The 19,827-nt window shown below is 33.6% G+C and carries 17 protein-coding genes and 1 tRNA gene; 5 read left to right on the plus strand and 13 right to left on the minus strand.

The genetic code is table 11. The annotated features are described in order from the left end of the window. Window positions 1–171: 171 nt before the first annotated feature. The 3 genes from ACFILT_RS06420 to ACFILT_RS06430 form a co-directional block, all read right to left on the minus strand. Complete coding sequence (locus tag ACFILT_RS06420) at window positions 172–495, minus strand: hypothetical protein (protein WP_375679764.1); 324 nt, start codon at window positions 493–495, stop codon at window positions 172–174. Further along, window positions 473–817 carry a hypothetical protein gene (locus ACFILT_RS06425; RefSeq protein WP_375611907.1) on the minus strand — a complete coding sequence of 115 codons (345 nt, stop codon included), beginning with the start codon at window positions 815–817 and terminating at the stop codon, window positions 473–475. Before ACFILT_RS06425 ends, ACFILT_RS06420 begins: the two co-directional genes overlap by 23 nt. A 504-nt stretch (window positions 818–1,321) precedes the next feature. Then, window positions 1,322–2,548, minus strand: coding sequence for a UbiH/UbiF family hydroxylase (locus ACFILT_RS06430; protein WP_375679765.1), 1,227 nt, complete (start codon window positions 2,546–2,548; stop codon window positions 1,322–1,324). A gap of 185 nt (window positions 2,549–2,733) precedes the next feature. Here ACFILT_RS06430 and pcsA point away from each other — a divergent pair, with 185 nt between their 5' ends. Genes pcsA through ACFILT_RS06445 form a run of 3 tightly spaced genes read left to right on the plus strand, consistent with a single transcriptional unit; the run spans window position 2,734 to window position 5,028 of the window. Then, window positions 2,734–3,546: a phosphatidylcholine synthase gene (gene pcsA, locus ACFILT_RS06435; protein WP_375679091.1), complete on the plus strand. Its 813-nt coding sequence runs from the start codon at window positions 2,734–2,736 to the stop codon at window positions 3,544–3,546. A 25-nt stretch (window positions 3,547–3,571) separates the two neighbouring features. Further along, window positions 3,572–4,618: an enoyl-CoA hydratase/isomerase family protein gene (locus ACFILT_RS06440; RefSeq protein WP_375679090.1), complete on the plus strand. Its 1,047-nt coding sequence runs from the start codon at window positions 3,572–3,574 to the stop codon at window positions 4,616–4,618. After that, the gene (locus ACFILT_RS06445) at window positions 4,615–5,028 is read left to right on the plus strand and encodes a DUF6163 family protein (RefSeq protein WP_375611911.1); all 414 of its coding nucleotides are present in this window, start codon (window positions 4,615–4,617) and stop codon (window positions 5,026–5,028) included. The genes ACFILT_RS06440 and ACFILT_RS06445 overlap by 4 nt, the downstream gene beginning before the upstream one ends. A gap of 318 nt (window positions 5,029–5,346) precedes the next feature. Here the strand turns inward: ACFILT_RS06445 and ACFILT_RS06450 are convergent, their stop codons facing one another. The 9 genes from ACFILT_RS06450 to ACFILT_RS06490 form a co-directional block, all read right to left on the minus strand. Next, complete coding sequence (locus tag ACFILT_RS06450; RefSeq protein WP_273791051.1) at window positions 5,347–5,706, minus strand: hypothetical protein; 360 nt, start codon at window positions 5,704–5,706, stop codon at window positions 5,347–5,349. 109 nt (window positions 5,707–5,815) lie between these two features. Continuing rightward, window positions 5,816–6,625 (minus strand): MBL fold metallo-hydrolase, encoded by an 810-nt coding sequence (locus tag ACFILT_RS06455; protein WP_375611912.1) that lies wholly within the window; start codon window positions 6,623–6,625, stop codon window positions 5,816–5,818. Between the two features lie 10 nt (window positions 6,626–6,635). Then, window positions 6,636–7,409: a TatD family hydrolase gene (locus ACFILT_RS06460; protein ID WP_375679089.1), complete on the minus strand. Its 774-nt coding sequence runs from the start codon at window positions 7,407–7,409 to the stop codon at window positions 6,636–6,638. Next, on the minus strand, window positions 7,399–8,958 hold the full coding sequence (gene metG / locus ACFILT_RS06465) for a methionine--tRNA ligase (RefSeq protein ID WP_375679766.1): 1,560 nt from the start codon (window positions 8,956–8,958) through the stop codon (window positions 7,399–7,401). The genes ACFILT_RS06460 and metG overlap by 11 nt, the downstream gene beginning before the upstream one ends. Before the next feature lie 77 nt (window positions 8,959–9,035). Further along, window positions 9,036–10,079 (minus strand): DNA polymerase III subunit delta', encoded by a 1,044-nt coding sequence (locus ACFILT_RS06470; RefSeq protein WP_375679087.1) that lies wholly within the window; start codon window positions 10,077–10,079, stop codon window positions 9,036–9,038. Continuing rightward, on the minus strand, window positions 10,076–10,720 hold the full coding sequence (gene tmk / locus ACFILT_RS06475; RefSeq protein WP_375679768.1) for a dTMP kinase: 645 nt from the start codon (window positions 10,718–10,720) through the stop codon (window positions 10,076–10,078). Before tmk ends, ACFILT_RS06470 begins: the two co-directional genes overlap by 4 nt. Before the next feature lie 28 nt (window positions 10,721–10,748). Next, window positions 10,749–11,912 carry a D-alanyl-D-alanine carboxypeptidase family protein gene (locus ACFILT_RS06480; protein ID WP_375679086.1) on the minus strand — a complete coding sequence of 388 codons (1,164 nt, stop codon included), beginning with the start codon at window positions 11,910–11,912 and terminating at the stop codon, window positions 10,749–10,751. 1,089 nt (window positions 11,913–13,001) lie between these two features. Then, window positions 13,002–13,901, minus strand: coding sequence for a septal ring lytic transglycosylase RlpA family protein (locus ACFILT_RS06485; protein WP_375679085.1), 900 nt, complete (start codon window positions 13,899–13,901; stop codon window positions 13,002–13,004). A gap of 539 nt (window positions 13,902–14,440) precedes the next feature. Continuing rightward, window positions 14,441–14,516 (minus strand) — tRNA-Lys (locus ACFILT_RS06490). Window positions 14,517–15,711: 1,195 nt separating this feature from the next. On the opposite strand from ACFILT_RS06490, the gene lexA reads away from it, so the two are divergent. Beyond that, entirely contained in the window at window positions 15,712–16,416 is a 705-nt protein-coding gene (gene lexA, locus ACFILT_RS06495; RefSeq protein ID WP_375679084.1) for a transcriptional repressor LexA, read from the plus strand. Between the two features lie 459 nt (window positions 16,417–16,875). After that, on the plus strand, window positions 16,876–18,189 hold the full coding sequence (rimO, locus tag ACFILT_RS06500) for a 30S ribosomal protein S12 methylthiotransferase RimO (RefSeq protein WP_375629851.1): 1,314 nt from the start codon (window positions 16,876–16,878) through the stop codon (window positions 18,187–18,189). 534 nt (window positions 18,190–18,723) lie between these two features. Here rimO and ttcA read toward each other — a convergent pair. Next, window positions 18,724–19,599 (minus strand): tRNA 2-thiocytidine(32) synthetase TtcA, encoded by an 876-nt coding sequence (ttcA, locus tag ACFILT_RS06505; RefSeq protein ID WP_375634106.1) that lies wholly within the window; start codon window positions 19,597–19,599, stop codon window positions 18,724–18,726. Between the last annotated feature and the right edge of the window lie 228 nt (window positions 19,600–19,827).

Here is a 19,827-nt window from a genome sequence, read left to right on the forward strand (position 1 = left end):
TAATAAGAAATTAAATAAGGAATTTTAGTAAGTTAGCTATTATTTCATTTATAATATGATGATCGTTTCATCAAAAAAAGAACATATAATTTGTTGATGATTTAATTGTTTTTCATAGAAAAAATGACGAGAAATTTCTATTCATTATGAAATTTATAAGAGAAAAAATTATTATGATTCATATAAATTTCCCAATAAAATACAGCATATACCGACACTCCCTCCCATTCCTGATCCTATCAGTGCTCCTATTATTATTCCGGCAGAAAGTGCTACTCCTATACCCATTGCGATAACTGGACCAAATCCTGGAAGAGCAATATAACCATAAGCTGCAAGAGTTGCCGCGATAGCTCCTGATATGCTACCATTTAAACCGCCAATGAAAGCAAATTCTTTAATAGAATGGCAGCACTCTTTTAATTTTTTTTTCTTACAGCTGTGAAAAGAAACGTTGCTGTAAGTTTTTAAATCAATCATATTCTTTTCTTTCATTTTGAATGCTCACTGTTCCTGAATAGTCAACGGATACGAAAAAATGGGACTTTTTAAATTTTACTAAAGCACGCCAGATACCATTGTCATCTAAGCGCAATCGTTTAATATTCTCAAAACCATTTTGCATAAGACAATTTTTAACTTGTGAAGCAGTAAATGAGTTCTGACCTATTTTAGTGACCTTTTGAGTAGAGCTATAGGTAAAGGTTTGACAATAAGGAAGGTGAAAAACTTCACTTATTGAAGTCGTGACTATCAACGAGACACATGCAATCATTATAAAAAAAGTACTTAATTTCAAAAAATTATTTAGTGTCATCTTGTTACCATTTGTTGAAACAACACTTCATTAACCTCTGTGTTACTAACAGGTTCCAAAGATGATTTTATTTTTAATATTATACTTAACAATAAAAATTTTTAAAAATATATTGATTAAATAAAACTGTTTTTTTTATTATTTATTTTCTTATTAAAATTAATTTTATAAAATAACTTTTTCAAAACGGTATTATTTTTCATTTTATTTATAGTTCTAAATTTAACAGCTATGATTTAGCAAGATATCTTTATAATTTAATTTGTAGTCTATAATTCAGTTTTCTCTTATTTCATATCAACATACTAAATAATATAATAATTTTTAATAAAAAATAATTTACAGTTATATTAATTAAACATGTTATTATTATAAATATAATTAATTATTTTAATATAATTTGTTACTTCTTAGAAAGAACAAAAATATTTTTTTACATCAGTAATAGATATGATTCAAAATACAATTTATTATTTTTTATCTTACGTTATTATTCATTATTGCTTAGTAGAGCTGTTTTGATGATTTTGTTGGAAATATTTGCATAATTTCCTTGAATCCATAACCGGGATACATTCCTTCGCGCATAAATAAATTACGTAATGGTGGGAAACTATGCAACAAACCAAGCCCAATGCTGCGTATGATATGAACAGGCAACATATGAGAAAGTAGCGCAGAGTTCAGTGTATGAACAGCTCCACTTCGGATTAATATATCTGGTTTTCGGCATTTGTTATAATGTGCAACAATCATTTCAGAGTTAGTATTGGATATTTTATCCGGTAAAATATCAATTAAAGTTTGGACATCACGGAATCCTAAATTCAATCCCTGTGCCCCAATAGGGGGAAAAACATGAGCGGTTTCACCCACTAAAATTGTTCGATTAGCAGCAAAATGATGAGAAAGAAGTCCGAAAAGCGGCCATGCTTGAATTGATGTTTCTAAGCTTAGCTTTCCAAGCATTGATTGCATTTGGTTTTCGATCATTTTTGCAATTGTTTTTGGTTCTATATTTAATAATTCCTCAGCGCGGGAAGGATGAACAACCCATACAAGACTAGATCTTCGTCCTGGTAGTGGAACCTGTGTAAATGGACCGTGTTCTGTATGAAATTCAGTTGATGTATTTTGATGAGAAAACTCATGAGAAAAGTTGAGAACAAGTGCTTTTTGGGGATAATTCCACTGTTTGACACTTATCCCTGCTGCGGCACGTGTAAGAGAGTGACGTCCATCAGCTGCAACAACAAGTGGTGCTTGAATAATTCTATGATCAGCAAGAGTAATGCATACATGGTTTTTTGTGTGATGAACAGATTTGGCTGCAGAAACAAATCTTGTAATATTGGGCGTATGTGTAACAGCGTCGACTAAAGCACTGTTCAATTTTACATTAGGTATATTATAGCCAAAAGCTTTTTCGCCAATTTCAGTAGAAGAAAAATGCACCGTAGGAGCATGCACAATTCTAGAAGTTATATCTATAATTCTCATGGACGATAAAGCAGCTGCATGTTTTTGAAGATTATCCCAAATATTGAGTTTTTGAAGCATGCGTATTGCAGGCATCATAAGAGCCGTTGTCCGTAACTCATCTGTATGAGCAGGGGGCCCAACAAGAAAAACAGAAAGCCCCTTCTGTGCAAGACTCAGCGCGGCTAACATTCCGACAGGACCTGCACCAATAACAGCAATATCTTTATGCTCTTCTTTTTCAAATATCACAACGATTTGAACCTTTATTCATTGAGAAAATATTTTAACATTTCCAAATGATCTCTCTCTTTTTATTATATGAAGCTCTTCTATTATTATAGTATGTAATAAATAATGCGATATAAAAAAGTAACCTTTTTATGATTTTTTTAAATGCTGAGTTATATCATCGTTAAAAAATGGCGTATTGATAGATGGTTGAAGACTTTAAAAACGAGGATAAGAAAACCTTGAAACGTAAATTAACAAAGAAAATCAAAACAAATGCTAAATTATTACGCCATAAAAAAGTAACAATGCCACAAGCAAAGGCCTTTTCCGTTCATTTACTAACAGCTTCGGGATCATTTTTAGCGTTTCTTTCTCTTATATCAGCCTCTCAAAAAGAATGGACAGCTATGTTCTGTTGGCTTGGGCTTGCTCTTCTCGTTGATGGTATAGATGGACCAATTGCACGCAAACTTGATGTTAAGTACGTTCTTCCAACATGGTCTGGAGAGCTGTTAGATAATATTATTGATTACGTGACTTATGTCTTAATTCCTGCCTTTGCACTCTATCAAAGTGGTTTCATGGGGGTAGGGTTATCATTTTCATTGAGTGCAATTATTGTTATTTCATCTGCTATTTATTATGCAGATACTAGTATGAAAACCAAAGAAAACTTTTTTAAAGGATTTCCTGTTGTTTGGAATATGATGATTTTTACGCTTTTTGTCGTCAGACCAGGAGAGTGGATTACTTTTATCATTATTGTTTTATCGGCGATTATATCTTTTTTGCCAATTTATTTTATTCATCCAGTAAGAGTCCTTCGTTTACGTAAAATTAATTTTCCCATTTTTCTCTTATGGTGTTTTTTTGGTGTTTCTGCCTTCTTTTATCAACTAGAGGCTCCCTATTGGGTTAAAATAGGAATTTCGGTAACAGGAATTTATATATATTGTATTGGCGCAATCATGCAAATATTTCCTAAACTTGGGGCAAAAAGTATAAAAAAACAATGAATAATTGTTTTAAGAAGGGTGTGAGATGCAAATTAATTTTGGAGCAGATGATGATATTTCTTTTACGAAAGAAGGGTGTGCTGGTATTATAAAGCTCACACGTCCTTCAGCATTAAACGCTCTTAATCAACGAATGGTTTCAGCTTTAAAAAAAGCTCTCAGAACATGGGAAACAGATGATAATGTTTCTTGTGTCTTAATTGAAGGGGAAGGGCGTGCTTTTTGTGCTGGTGGAGATGTTGTAGAAATCTATCATATGGGGAAAAGTGCTGCTGCTTGTCAATACTTTAGAAATGAATATAGTTTAAATGCTTATATCAAACATTTTTCAAAGCCCTACATTTCTTTCTTAAACGGTATTTGGATGGGAGGAGGGGTAGGTATTTCTCTCTATGGCTCGCATCGAATTGTTACAGAAAATACAGTTTTTGCTATGCCAGAAGGTGCGATTGGATTTTTCCCAGATGTAGGTGCAAGTTTTTTCTTACCATCTCTTCCCAATCATTTTGGTATCTATCTTGCATTAACGGGCGCACGTATAAAGTGGGGAGATTGCTTAAATTTAGGATTAGCAACACACGCCGTTGCTGAAACTGAATTCGATATGATTAGAAAAGCTGTTATTGAGCAAGGAGATCCTACTTTAGCTTTAAACGAGCGAGCAATTACAAAAGACTATGAAACAAGTCATGAAATACGTTGTATTATTAACACTTGTTTTAGTGCACATACCTTAGAAGAATGTCTTGAGTTGCTACATAAAAAAAGCAATGAAGATGTTTTATTTGCTAAAGAATGTTATGATATTTTGCAGTCACGTTCTCCGACAAGTTTAAAAGTTATCTGGAAACAAATGAAACAAAATTCATCTCAAACGTTGGAAGATTGTATGAAAATTGAAAACCGCATAGCGTATCATATGATTCATTCACATGATTTTTATGAAGGTATACGTGCTATGTTAATCGATAAGGATAAAAGACCTCAATGGCAACCAGATAAACTTTCAAATGTGACAGATGAAATGGTAGATTCTTACTTCCAACCTGTTGAACAAGAGTTATTATTGTGAAAAATAATTCTCACAAACAGATTTCAAAAATCAATTTAATCTATAACTGTTACTTACGGTTTTTGGCACTTATTTGCTTAGTTCTAGGTATTTGTTATTGGATACGCCTTGTTGGTGTTTTTCCAGGTATTCTATGGCGTTTTGATCTTATGCCTTGGCAGTGGCAATTTGCATCAGCTATATTGGCTATTCTCTATCCTATTGCCTTAGTTGGACTTTGGATGTATTCACTATGGGGTATCATTGTGTGGTGTATTGCAGCATTGATTGAAGCAATAACAATATATTATTCCGATTTTATTTATCAGCCATTTGTACCATTATTTCATGGAATATTGTTTTTAGCTTTTATAGTACTACAAATTGTAATTATTTTTTTTAAAAGAGTAAAAAATAAAAAAACATTGTGATTGAAATTTTCGAGCCAGAATAACAGGCTCGATTTTCGATCTTAGCTAACTTAACTAGCTCAAGTAGCTCATTTTAAAGCTTCGTTCCTCAAAACATTGATGCTAGCTATACTTCTCCATAAAGTTCCATAATATATATTATGCGATAATATGATGCAGAAGATAAATCCTTTATCCAAAAAGAAAACCCTACTTTAAAACATCATCATAATATTTATATCATACAATTTACTTTTAAAATAAAATTTGGTCTTTAAGGTATATTCCTTAAAGACCAAAAATAGTGATAATGAAGTTACGTCGTATAAATAATAAAAATTACTGTACTATTTTACAACGTTTCATACGTGCAAGATCACTCAAAACAGCATTACGATTATTTAAAGCTGAAATTTCATTACTTTCACTGGATTTAGTATCCATAAAAAACAAAGCAGGTACAAATACAACACTTGCTGCTGCTAAAGCCACGTTCTTATTTCTTGCTTTAGAACGCTCTGCAATTGTATCATTAATCTGACGTTTATTAGCAAAAAACTCCCGTTGAATATCGGCACAACTCATTGATCCGTCATGTAATGTTGTCGTTGCAATATTTTTTTCTAAACGCCCCCCACATGCTGTTAAGGAAACTGCTAAAACCACAATACATACACCCCGCTTAAAATTCTTATACATAAAAGCCTCATTTTTGACATAAAAAAACACTAAATATGTCAAAAATGAAATAAAATAAAGGATAAATTTAAAAGTATTTTATTTAACTTAAATATTGCGCATAATAAGCTTATGCATCTGTTTCAAAAGTAAGACCTTGATATGCAGGTTTTACATAGGATGGAACGTAATTTATAACCTTATTGTAATCCAGCGATCTGTCCATATGTGTGAGTATTGCTTGTTTTGGCTTTAAATATTCTATCCACTGTAATGCTTGATCAACAGAAAAATGACTCGGATGGGATTTAAATTGAAGAGCTTCAATGATGAGAACATCCAAATCCATTAATTTGGATAAAGTTTTTTCAGGAAATTCACTAACATCCGTACAATAGGCAACATTCCCAATCCGAAAACCTAAGGAATGAATGTTTCCGTGGTGTTGTAAATGTGTATTGACGCTTATTTCTCCGCCCTGCCCCTGAATAATAAATTGGCTATCTTCATTGATAAGATGCTCTTTTAAAATGGGAGAATAAGATGAATCTTTTGGAGTTTGAAAACAATATCCGAAAGCACTTTTGAGATGCTCTAGTGTAAATCTGTCGGCATAGATATCTATTAAACATTTTTGTGCAAGTGCATAGCTGCGTAAATCATCAATACCGTGGATATGGTCTGCATGAGAATGCGTGTAAAGAGCAGCATCAAGATGGCTTACACGCGCATCGATCATTTGTGAGCGAAAATCTGGACCTGTATCAATAACGATCGTTGTTTTGCCTCCTGAAGGTTTAATACGTTCAACTAATAAAGAACTTCTGTAGCGTTTATTTTTAGGGTTATTCGGATCACATGTTCCCCAATCACCATTAGGTCTTGGCACTCCTGGAGAAGGACCACAACCTAATATTGTAAATCGGTATTGATCACACATATCTTTTGCCTTATTTCATTTTGCTAAATAAACGAAAAGCATTACGCGTTGTTATTTGAGCTGTTTCTTCAATGCTTAAGCCAATTGTTTCAGCCAAAACAGCTGCTGTATAACATACAAAAGATGGTTCATTTGTTTTGCCCCGATGGGGACTAGGTGCTAAAAATGGAGCATCTGTTTCCACTAACAAATGCTCATGGGGCACAATTTTTGCTATTTCACGGATTTCAAGTGCGTTTTTAAAAGTAAGAATACCCGAAAAAGAAATATAACCACCAAGTTCAATTCCAGCACGAGCAAGTTGCATTCCAGACGAATAACAATGAAGGATAAAGGGAAAAGCTCCTTCTTTTATCTGTTCACGTAATATTTTCTCCATATCGATATCGGCATTGCGTGAATGTATAACAAGAGGAATCTGTGTTTCTCGAGCAGCAATGATATGTTCTTGAAAAACTTTCTTTTGCTCTTCTGGTGTAGAATAATCATAATGATAATCAAGTCCCCCCTCCCCAAATGCAACAATTTTAGGGTGATTCGAAAGCTGTATAAGCTCTTTGGCTGTAATATTTTGTTCTTCATGCGCGTGATTGGGGTGTGTTCCAACGGAACAAAAGACTTGATCATAGCTTTGCGCAATGGCTAACAGTTTATCTAACTTATGAACATGGGTTGAAATTGTTATCATACGTTTAACGTCAGCATCTAAAGCCCGTTGGATAACATTATCCAAATCTTGTGAAAAGTCTTCAAAATCAAGATGACAATGTGTATCAATCAACATGATGAGTGTCTTCTTTCTTCAAGATATAACGAGGAAAAATTGGTTCTGGTGGTGGAAGATCAAGCCCTTCTTGAATTTTTGAATGACTTATATGATACAATAACCGATCATCTTCAGCAACCGCAAGGCTATCAAGAAGTTTTGTTGCTGATTGGGGTATGAAAGGCAAAAGCATAATTCCTATTCTCCGCAAGATTTCTACAGTTATATAAAGAACTGTAGAAAATCGTTCTCGATCGTTTTTACGTAAACTCCAAGGTTGTTCGTTGGCAAAATAGCGATTGGCATCTGCTACAATTGAAAAAATAGCTGAAAGTGCTAAATGCATACTATAAGAAGACATAGCTTGGTGTACAGTTTCAAGTACTTGAAGAGATTGTTCTAAAAGCTGTTTATCTTGAGCTAAAAATAAAGCTGGTTTCGGGACTTGTGCATTACAATTTTTGGCAATCATAGACAAACAGCGCTGTGCTAAATTACCAAGATCGTTAGCAAGATCAGCATTAATACGGTTCACAAGGCTTTCATGACTATAACTACCATCTTGTCCGAATGGCACTTCACGGAGAAGGAAATAACGGACCTGATCAAGACCATAATGATCAACCATTTCAAAAGGATCAACGACATTTCCAATAGATTTTGACATTTTTGCACCACGATTAAGTAAAAAACCATGTGCAAAAATATTTTTAGGCAATTCAATTCCAGCAGACATTAAAAATGCCGGCCAATAGACTGCATGAAAACGAATAATATCCTTACCAATAATATGCGTATTTGCAGGCCAAAAATCACGTTTTTTTGAATTTTCATTGAAAAAACCTATTGCTGATAGATAATTTGTAAGCGCATCAACCCAGACATACATCACGTGCTTTGGATTCTCAGGAACAGAAATTCCCCAGTTAAAACTTGCGCGTGAAATAGAGATATCTTTTAAACCTGATTTGATAAAACTTATAATTTCATTACGCCGCTCAAATGGAGCAATAAAATCAGGATGTTTTTCATAATATTCAAGAAGAGCCTTTTCATAATGAGAAAGTCTAAAAAAATAACTTTCTTCTTCATTCCATTCAACTGGAGAGCCTAATTCTTTCTCACGACGGATGTTGTCTGCTCCAATTTCCGTATCTTTTTCTTCATAATAGGCTTCTTGGCGAACCGAATACCACCCCGTATAACGACCGAGATAAATATCGCCATTTGCTTCCATCTTTTTCCAAATTTCTTGACAAGCTTGATAATGGCGTTCTTCTGTCGTACGGATAAAATCATCGTTAGAACAATTTAATACTGCAAGCATTTTTTGAAACACCGCACTATTACGATCTGCAAGTTTCTGAGGTGTCATGCCCAATGCTGCTGCGGTTTGTTGCATCTTGAGACCATGCTCATCTGTACCAGAAAGAAAAAATACATTTTTTCCGTTTAACCGTTGAAAGCGGGCTAAAACATCGCTTGCAATGGCACTATAAGCATGTCCAATATGTGGAGCACCATTAGGATAAAAAATGGGAGTTGTTATGTAATATGTGTCACGCATGTCATACTCGTTGTAAAACGCTATAAAATAGAAGATATAATGACATAACGCTTGTTCATCGCATTGTCACGGAAAAACTAATTCTCATGAATGATCTTATGAACTTTAAAAAGTAAGTTAATAACAAACTGCTTTTTATCGAGATTAAACAGTTGTATTTCCTCTATTTCTTGATGAATCTCCTGCCATTTTTCCGCATATTTTTTTGAGAGAAATAAGTCTCCCTTTTCAACGAGCATGATAGCTTTTTTTTGAATTTTATTAAGAATTTCATCACAAAATTGTTGAAATTGGAATGTAGAAGAAGCAGATGAAAATGTTTGTGCAAGAGTATGTACAATCGTTGCGTTACAAACAGGTTTCTCTAGGAGAGCATCAATTGTTTTAATAATTTCAAGACCGCTATGGCAAATAAGTAAAGCGGCTTTTCGAGGGCTTCCTTTAGATTTTTTAATAATCATTTCAATTGTTTTTTCATCAGGTAAATCCTGATCGGCGAAAATATGTATAATAACTTTTTTCATTTCATCGTTATTCAACGGACGAAAAGAAATTTTTTGACACCGTGAATGGATTGTTGGAAGCAATTTTCCTGAAGAATGTGCGATAATAACAAATAACGTTTTTGTAGGTGGTTCTTCAAGTATTTTGAGAATTGCATTTGCTGCATTTCTATTCATATCATCTGCAGAATCAATAATAACAATACGCCATCCATTATCTTGCGATGTTCGACTTAAAAAATGCATAATATCACGGATATCATCAACGAGTATTCCTGTTTTAAACTTTTGCGTTTTCACATCAAATCGACGTGAAATATACAAAAGACCAGGGTGACTTCCTTGTGTAATTTGGCGCCATGGGGTAGAATAAGGATCGGGTTTGAAGAAAGAACTCTGTTGAAAACTTAAAATGTTCCAAGCAAGATGAAAGGCTAATGTAGCCTTTCCAATCCCGTATTCTCCTTCAAATAATAATGCATGATGCAAACGCTCTTCTTTAAGCATTTGTGTCAAAAAATGACGCACATCCTCATGACCAAAGATAACATTGTTCTGGGATGGTGATAAAATTGTATCAATATCATCATATTGGCGTAAGGTATTTAAATTACTCATGAAAGCTGATCCAACAATACCTGATGACAAATATTTTTTATTTGATGAGCAATAGCTTCCACTGAGCCAGTGGCATCAATGACTCGAAATCTATGGGGTTCTTGTTTGGCCAATTGAAGAAAAGCCTGACGTCTTTGTTCTTGAATTTCCAACTGATCTTTTTCAAAATAATCAATTTTTTCTGTTTTTTTTCTTCGTAAATTTGCACGCTTCATACCACACATTGCTGGCATATCTAATAAAAATGTTAAATGAGGCAAAATACCATTGAGCGCAATACACTCTAAAACAGAAAGAAGAGAAGAACTGACTCTATTATTGAGTCCTTGATAAACGCGTGTAGAATCAATAAAGCGGTCACATAAAACGATTTTACCTTTTTGCAAAGAAGGTGCAATAACTTCATGAAAATGGTCAGCGCGTGCAGCTGTAAACAAAACAGCTTCAATCAACGGTCCATACTGTTGCGTCTGCCCCGACAACAAAATATGCCGGATTGCTTCTGCTCCTGGCGTTCCTCCTGGTTCTCGTGTTGTAACAACATCATAACCTTGGTGAGAGAGAGACTCAGCAAGTAAAGAAATCTGCACCGTTTTTCCTACCCCCTCCCCTCCTTCGAATGTAATAAAATAACCTGACACGTATGACCTTAACCTTATTAGCGCGTAACTACAAATATTTCCGTAACCATCCAATTGTTATTTCATAGAATGCATTTTTTACTTTTGCAAAGAAACTTCCTTCCTGAATATTCATTCCGGCAAAAACTGGTTTTTCCAGAAGAACCTTTTTATCTTCTAAAATTTGAATAACACCAACTGATTGCCCAGAAACGATGGGGGCTTTCAATGGACCATGATATTTAATTTTTGCTTTAACATTTACTTTTTTTTCATTCGAAAGCATAAAACTTATTGGTGTTTTAACAATGAGTGGAACAAAATTTTTCTTACCACCGTAAACAGAAGCACGACCAACCGTTTCTTCTTTTGTGAAAATTGTTTTGAGATCAAATGCCGTCATCCCCCATTGAAGAATGCGTTCTATTTCTTTTGTATATTTTTTACCATCTTGCAAACCATTGATTGCTAAAAAAAGACGTCGATGATTTTTAGAAATGGTGGCAACCATTGAAAAACCTTCTTTTTCACTGTAGCCAAAACCAAATCCTTCTACACCAATTTCCTTAGAAATAAGAGGGTTTTTATTACGTTGAAAAATATTATTCCATGTAAAATGAGGCTCACAATAAAGTGCATAATAATCCGGATATTCCTGAACAATATGACGTGCTAATATAATCATATCACGCACAGTTACAAATTGTCCCTCTTCGGGTAGCCCTGTAGCATTAACAAAATGACTCTGAGATAATCCGATTATTTTTGCGCGCTGATTCATCAGTTTTACAAAATGATCTTCATGTCCTGATATTCCTTCAGCAAGAATAATAGCAGCATCATTTCCATTCACAATAATTAAACCACGTAAAAGATCAGAAACACTGATTTCTGTCTTTATCTTTGCAAACATAGTGGTTGTACCGGAAGGTGTTCCACCTTTGCGCCAAGCATTTTCACTGACCTTGAATTTTTGCGTACTTTTTAATAATCCTTTTTTTAATTGATGAAATACAACTTCTGCTGTCATCAATTTTACTAATGAAGCAGGAAAAAAAGGAGTATCACTTTGTTTTTCATAAAGTATTGTCTCTGTATCATCATCGAGTAATAACAGTTGTGATGCGGGAGTTTGAAAATCTTGTGCTCTCCCCCACGTATCAAATGCCAATACTCCCCATAATATCAATAAGATCCTTAATGCTGTATACATAGCTGCTCCTCCCATCCCAAAGATCAACATAAAGAATCTTATATAGGAAAAAACTTTTTGATTTCTGAAAATTGAGGAATTATTTACAACTCATAAAAAGATTTTATTTTCATTTAGCTTTAGAAAAAATAATATGACACGTTTTTTATCTTCCATGTAGGTTCAATTTAACATTTTAAATGTATGAGAGACAAAAGATTTTTTCCTATTTTTATTGATAGTATTTTGATTTGTTATGATAAATTATCATTTTAAAATTGAAGCTAACTCAAAATACTGTAAGATTCTCTCATCCCCTCTTCTCATATTGAATTCATTAAAAATCGCTTACTTACGGGTCATAAGTAGGGTTCGTATATGGATAAAAATTATTAAAAAAGAGAGTAAAAATACTTCTTATAAACCTCTCAAGTGTTAAGAATTATCGCACAAAACATTGGGGACTTGCAAAATGTATGATGGTGTCGATTTATATCTTCATAAGAGTAAAGATGCTGATGTCTAAAGGCGTTAACAGTTATACCATTCACAGGCGCTGTCGCAAAATAGGCTTGTAGCGTGTTAAAGTATGTCTCTTTTAAATAAGTCCATGAATTGGCAATGTAAGTGTATTTTGTTTGAGACGCTCTGTTTTTCGTGAGGGAACTTACTCCATTAAAGAACATGATAAACAAAAGCATGAGATAATGCATAATCTTTTCATAAGATATTACCGTAGATACTTTAGAAAGATGCAAGGCCGAATCAAAAGAAAATATTTTTTTACTTGTTAAAGCTTTTTATTCCTCTCAAATCGATTGTACAAGTTGTTTTAGAGATTACACAAACAGACTGACACAATAATTTACCTTCGTCTAGCAAAAGCTATTACAGCAAGAAAAGTACACGCTTTATTAAGCAAGCAATATCATAAAACGACGAATAGACCAGCAATGGAGTGGAAAGGCAGTACTGAATTTATAATAATAGAACCCAACCACGCTTTTTGAAAAGGACAAAGCGCTTTAAATAAAAATCCTACACTAAATCCGTAATTTCTTACCTTTTTTACTAGAAAATTATATAGATAAAAAATCAATGCATTTTTTCTTAAAACAGTTGTAGCCAATTAACCTTTGTTTTTTTGTTTAGCTTATTTATAGAAGCAACTTGATCGAATGGTATCGGCTTATCAACCATGATAGGACCAATTTCTGGCAATTTAACTGCAACAGTTTTATTACGTTGTTCTTGTTCAACAGCAGCTGCTTTAGCTAATTCTTTTTTGTTCCTTGTATTGCGCTGCTCTTTTAACAAAACAGTTTCTCTTTTTTTCGCAACATTTTCCGACGCTAATGAATATGGGGCAGCATTTCCAGGAGTATAAGAGGACATTAAATATGCAGCATCATAATAGCCAATAGGTGCTTCAGCAATATATTCTACTTTAACATCTGCGACCCCCCTATCTACATACCCCAATATTGCCGCAGCTTGCCTTGATAAATCAATGATTCTGTCTTTCATAAAAGGTCCGCGATCATTCACTCTAACAACGATTGAAGACCCATTTTTCAAATTAGTAACACGAGCATAGCTAGGTAAAGGCATTGTAGGATGAGCAGCAGTCAAAAGATTCATGTCATAAATTTCACCGTTGGCAGTTAAACGTCCATGAAAATCTGAACCATACCATGATGCTTCGCCAACACGTTTATAAGTTGGATCACTTTGAGGATAATACCACTTTCCTTTTATTTGATAAGGTTTACCAACAATCGCTCGTCCACGCTTTTTTTCTTCCGATTGATTCTTCTTATTGGATACTTGTTGAGGTAGTACAGAAGTGTTTACGTTAATTGGTTTATTATGATAGGAATCTTTTATTGAAAAATTCATAGTTTGGCTTGCGCAACAAGATACCAGTAACTGAGAAATGACGATCATAGAAAACAATTGAAGTGTTGGTTTAATCATAAAAGTAATTTTCTTTTTTCTATTTGAAGGCATCTATTCAGTCCACTTATTTCTGTTAAGTACTACTTGTAAAAACCACGTCACGCTTTCTGTACGCAACGGAAGAATTTACGTTTTTAAATGATTCCCCTCGCGCATATACCACTCTTGAATTGGCCCCTTCTATCAAGAAATTAACGTATTGTTAACCTTTTTATGGTTTTCATACAAAATAAATGTACTATAGTAGATGTTAAAAAGATTAAAATTTAAACAAATCAACATCTTATAGAAAATTCATTTCATAATATAAGTGTGAATAAGTGGTGATTTTAGCAACTGTTTTGCGAATCATGTAATGCAGTGGGTATTAAAAAACCACCTATGGATTGAGAAAATTAGAAACCGCATGTGCTGCCAACGCAGGTACAACCCTATCCGTAAGTTTGTTGAAAATGGAGACAGCATAGCACCGCTCTATTCCAAAACAGCTGATAGAAAATGACAGACTATAGAATCAATAAAAACTTCAAAAAGAATCAAAACAAAAAAGATTCTTAAATTTTTTATAGCCTATTGATATTACTTAAATTTGGTGAGCGCGCAGGGATTCGAACCCTGGACCTACTGATTAAAAGTCAGTTGCTCTACCAGCTGAGCTACGCGCTCTCACACAAGCTATCTAGTTTGCAGAAAGTGAAGGGAACATACGGTTGACTTTCCATTTGGTCAACACCTTTTGGAAAAAAATATTATTATTTTCTTCAGTTATCAATAATTTTCCGTTTTCGCCCCTTTACTTCATCATTGTATAAGTACTCTTTAATCTTCTTTTTGAAGTTTCAATAAAGGAAAAATTTCACTGCAAAATATTGCATAGATTCGAAGCGTTAAAATTATGAGAAATACCCCCTTCCCCTCACATGGGTTGTTGAGCATAATGGGTAGAGAAGAAAAAATACCTTTTATTATAATATTATTTTTATATCTTTATATTTTAGTGTTCAATTTTCAAATATGAATACAGCTTTATAAGATAATATATTGATTTATAATAATTTATTATTTTTTACTTGAGTGAAAATTCTCAAATACTGTAAGTTTTTCTCATTTCAAATCTTTTTTATATTGAAACAATAAAAAGCATTTTCTTGACCGATATAAGCGAGAGAATAAAACTATAAAAAAGAAATGAAAATACCTTTTATGCCTCCTTTCAACAACCAAAAATTATCGCAACATTAGGGTTCATGAAAATAGTATATAGCGGTTGACACGTTAGACTTGAAAATGGAACAATGAGCAACAATGGCTTTGAGAGTATGATTTTTATTCATGTATAATGAATATATAACGAAAGCCAATTTATCCTATAGAATCAAGTAGATATGAAGCAAAAATTTAGTCTCATTGAAAATATCCCGAATGACTATAAATTATGCTCACTATTAGAGCTGTAGATAATTTTACTAAGAATAAAAAAGCAGAAATAATATGCAGTATGCAAAATTATTTTAAGTGTTTTGAATATATAGAATGCCTTCTAATTAACTTTTTTATATCAAAAATTACAAAATACGTAGATATATTTTTAGAAGAAAAGGATAATACTAGTCATAAAATTTAGTGTTGGATAATTCAGTCAGAACTATAAAATATATTTATACATTATTTAATATTAATGTAGATATACAGTATATAAATAATAATTTAAATATATCTATAAATAAACATATTGATTTATTAAACTATAAGATCAAAAACAAAGAAAATAATTTTGATTTGGCGATAAAAAATTGTAAAAGTGTTATATATACATGTATTTTTACTTTACTAATTTTTATTATTTTGATTGGAATATTGAATGCTAACATGTAAACAGTATGAGCTACTCTTGTTTATTCATAACCATATAAAAGAAACTGGTGTTCCTCCTTCTTTTGAAGAAATGAAAAATGCATTAGAACTTTCTTCAAAGTCTGGTATTCATAAGCTCATTATAGCCTTAGAACAACGAGGTTTTGTACGTCGCTTGCCCAATCGTGCTCGTGCTGTGGAGGTGATTCGCCTCCCTGAAAAAATAACATTTAACCTTTCTTTAGCACGTAAAATTTCTCCCAGTATGATAGAAAGAAAGAAAAGGGAAATATCAAAAAGCTTGAGTCCCTTTGATGAAGAAGAAAAAAAAAATATCACCATTCCTATTATGGGACGTATTTCTGCGAGCGTACCCGCCTCTGCTATACTGCAACAAATAAACAGCCTTTCTCTTCCACTCGATATGGTTAATACAGGTGAGCACTACGCATTAGAAGTTAAAGATGATTCTATGATGGAGGCTGGTATCTTTGATAAAGATACGATCATTGTAAAACGTCAAAATACAGCAATAACAGGTGAAATTATTGTTGCGTTTATTGATAAAAAAGAAGCCACATTAAAACGTTATCGACGCAAAGGAGCTTCTATTGCATTAGAAGCAGCAAATCCTCATTATGAAGTACGGACATACGAATCCGAGCGTGTAGAAATACAAGGCAAACTTACCGGTCTTATTCGCAAATATTAAAAAATAAACCTTATAGTACGCGATAGATATCGCAGTAAGAAGCTATTGAGTATTTTTTTATTGTGCCACACGCAATTGACTTCTTCTCCACAGCCAAAGGATGCCCCAATTCGGTTTATAAACAATCCAGATCCTTATCGAGCGGGTTTCACTTTCCCTTCCCTCCATGTTCTTCACTTAATGCAAGGCTTGACAAGTAAGTTTTAAAATATTCACCACGTACTTTGAAAAGAACTTAAATGCTTTGAAGGAAGCTGCCTTATATCATCATCCTCAATAACGGAATTTTACGATATAATAAGACAAAATTGTATGCATGCATAAAAACACATAAAATTTTGTAGAAAAAAATCAAATAACTTTGTAACAGATTGTATTGCATAGGTATAAAAATAAAGAACATTATTTTTAAATTAATAAAAGCGTAACTCAATCATTCATAGTAATTGTAGGATCATCATGGTAGCACCTCGTATTAGTTTTGTCTCCCTCGGATGCCCAAAAGCACTCGTAGATTCTGAGCGAATTATTACACGCCTTCGCTCTGAAGGGTATGAGATTTCACGTCAACATCAAGGAGCTGATGTCGTTATTGTGAATACCTGTGGTTTTCTTGACTCGGCAAGGAGAGAATCATTAGCCAATATTGATGAAGCTCTTAAAAAAAATGGAAAAGTTATTGTAACAGGGTGTCTTGGTGCTGATCCTGATGCTATTCGCCAAACATATCCTAATGTATTGGCTATTACAAAACCGCAAGCTTATGAAAGCGTTATAGAAGCTGTTCATACAGCAATTCCTCCTGTTCATGATCCTTTTCTTGATTTAGTTCCTCCCCAAGGTATTCGTTTAACACCTCGCCATTACGCCTACTTAAAGATTTCTGAAGGATGCTCTAATCGGTGTAGTTTTTGTATCATCCCTACTTTGCGTGGTGATCTCACTTCACGTCCCATCAGCGATGTTCTTCGTGAAGCTGAAAAACTCGTGCAAGCGGGTGTAAAAGAACTTTTGGTTATTTCACAGGATACGAGTGCTTATGGTGTTGATCTTAAATATCTCGAAAATTCTTGGAAAGATCGTACAATCAAAACCAAATTCTTTGATCTTTGTCGCGAACTAGGCGATATGGGTATTTGGGTACGTATGCATTACGTTTATCCTTATCCCCATGTTGATGAAGTTATCGAACTTATGGCTGCAAAAAAAATTCTTCCTTATCTGGATATACCTTTTCAGCATGCATCACCAACTGTTTTGCGTCACATGAAGCGTCCCGCACTTATGGAAAAAACAAACCGTAGAATTGAAAAATGGCGGAAAATATGTCCAGATCTTACTTTGCGATCAACATTTATCGTTGGTTTTCCTGGTGAAACGAATGAAGATTTTAATATACTTCTAGAATGGCTAGAAGAAGCAAAAATTGAACGCGCGGGGTGCTTTAAATATGAAGAAGTAAAAGGAGCTGCCGCAAATGATTTGGGATTAGAAAATATTCCTGAAGAGGTGAAAGAAAACCGCTGGCATCGTTTTATGGCAAAACAACAACAAATTTCTACACATCTTTTAAAGAAAAAAATTGGAAAAAGACTCCGAGTGCTTATCGATGAAAGTCAAGGAAAAGTTGCCAAAGGACGTAGTCAGTACGATGCTCCAGAAATAGATGGTGTTGTCCATATATCATCACGACGCCCACTGCGTGTTGGTGAATTTGTCACCGTTAAAATTGAACAATCGGATGCCTATGACCTTTATGGTATAGCAGTTTAAAAATTTAACTCCTTCCCTGTCCTCAATGATGAAGATTTCTATCAGCATTGGTTTATAAAAAAGCGACTTTTCATAACAAGAACCGATCATGTGACTTACTTCATGAGAATTTACGAACAATCCTTACTCTGAATGTTTGCTATGCACTCCCAAAATACCAAGCAGTTATATATTCTCTTAATTTAATGCCTTAAATGAGCTTTAAATGGCGGTGACGGCGGCGAAAAAGAATAAAATTCACACAAGGCTCACCATTTTTAATTAACAAAAGAGCAAATCGACAACCGTACTATTTTCCCATTTTTCATATTACGACAGTCATTGGTTAGTGAAAGGAAACTTTTTTCAAGAGTGTTTTATGCACACAAGAATTTCCTTTGTGATATGCAAACGGATGTTTTTTATGGTTGCAATATAAGAGAATTTGAAACAAAACAATCTGACGATATTTAAATGAAAAAAATAAATTATCATTATAAATAAGCCTCTTATCTTAAACTCTTTAAACTTATTTTTTTAAATATCTAATTTTTATTAACACGTTTTAAAATCAAAGAATTTCTTATCAAGCAAATGACTTGGGCGTACATTTGTTAAAGCGCGAATCATCGTATCTTTACGTCCTGGCATTTGTCTTTCTATATTTTTCAGCATTTCTTTCATTGCATTACGTTGTAATCCATCTTGACTACCGCAAAGATTACAAGGAATAATTGGAAATTGCATTTCTTGAGAAAATTTTTCCATATCTTCCTCAGCAGCATAAACAAGAGGACGTAACACAAAAAGATCTCCTTCATCATTTTTAAGTTTTCCAGGCATGGCAGCTAATCGGCCACCGTGAAACAAATTCATAAAAAATGTTTCTAAAACATCATCACGATGATGACCTAAAACTAATGCAGAACATCCCTCTTCACGTGCAATACGATAGAGATTACCACGTCGTAATCGAGAACAAAGTGAACAATATGTCTGCGACTCTGCCAATTTATCTGTAACAATGGAATAAGTGTCCTGATATTCAATACGATATGGAATTTTATAAGAACTTAAAAAGTCTGGAAGAATATGCTTAGGAAATCCTGGTTGCCCTTGATCAAGATTACAGGCTAGAATTTCAACGGATAAAAGACCTCGCCACTTTAAGTCTAAAAGAAGCGCTAATAAACCATAAGAGTCTTTTCCACCCGATAAAGCAACAAGCCATTTTTTCCCTGTAGAGAGCATAGAAAAATCATCCAAAGCTTGTCGCATATGACGTAAAAGTCGTTTGCGCAATTTATTAAATTCTACGCTTGAAGGAGCAACACGAAACATTGGATGACAATTATCTGCTTCGCTTATTAAAGGATCATCTCTCCCTTTGTTTTCTTCTATTGCCTGATATTCAACTGAAACATCATTCATAATACCATATCCTGCACAATAAACGGCTCGTTTTGCAAAGATAAAAACAAATATTAAAGCAAGCTTACATTTATGTTTTTTGAATTTATAAATTAGATACACAAAAAAGAAATGGAACTATACAAATTTATGACTATAAAACATAGCAATAAACTTAATATAGAACCATTTACAAAAAGAACTTATTAACTTCAAATATTGTAAGAATAACACAATATTTTGAAGTTA

The sequence above is a fragment of the Bartonella sp. AP7XZML genome (assembly GCF_042195745.1).
GTDB lineage: Bacteria > Pseudomonadota > Alphaproteobacteria > Rhizobiales > Rhizobiaceae > Bartonella.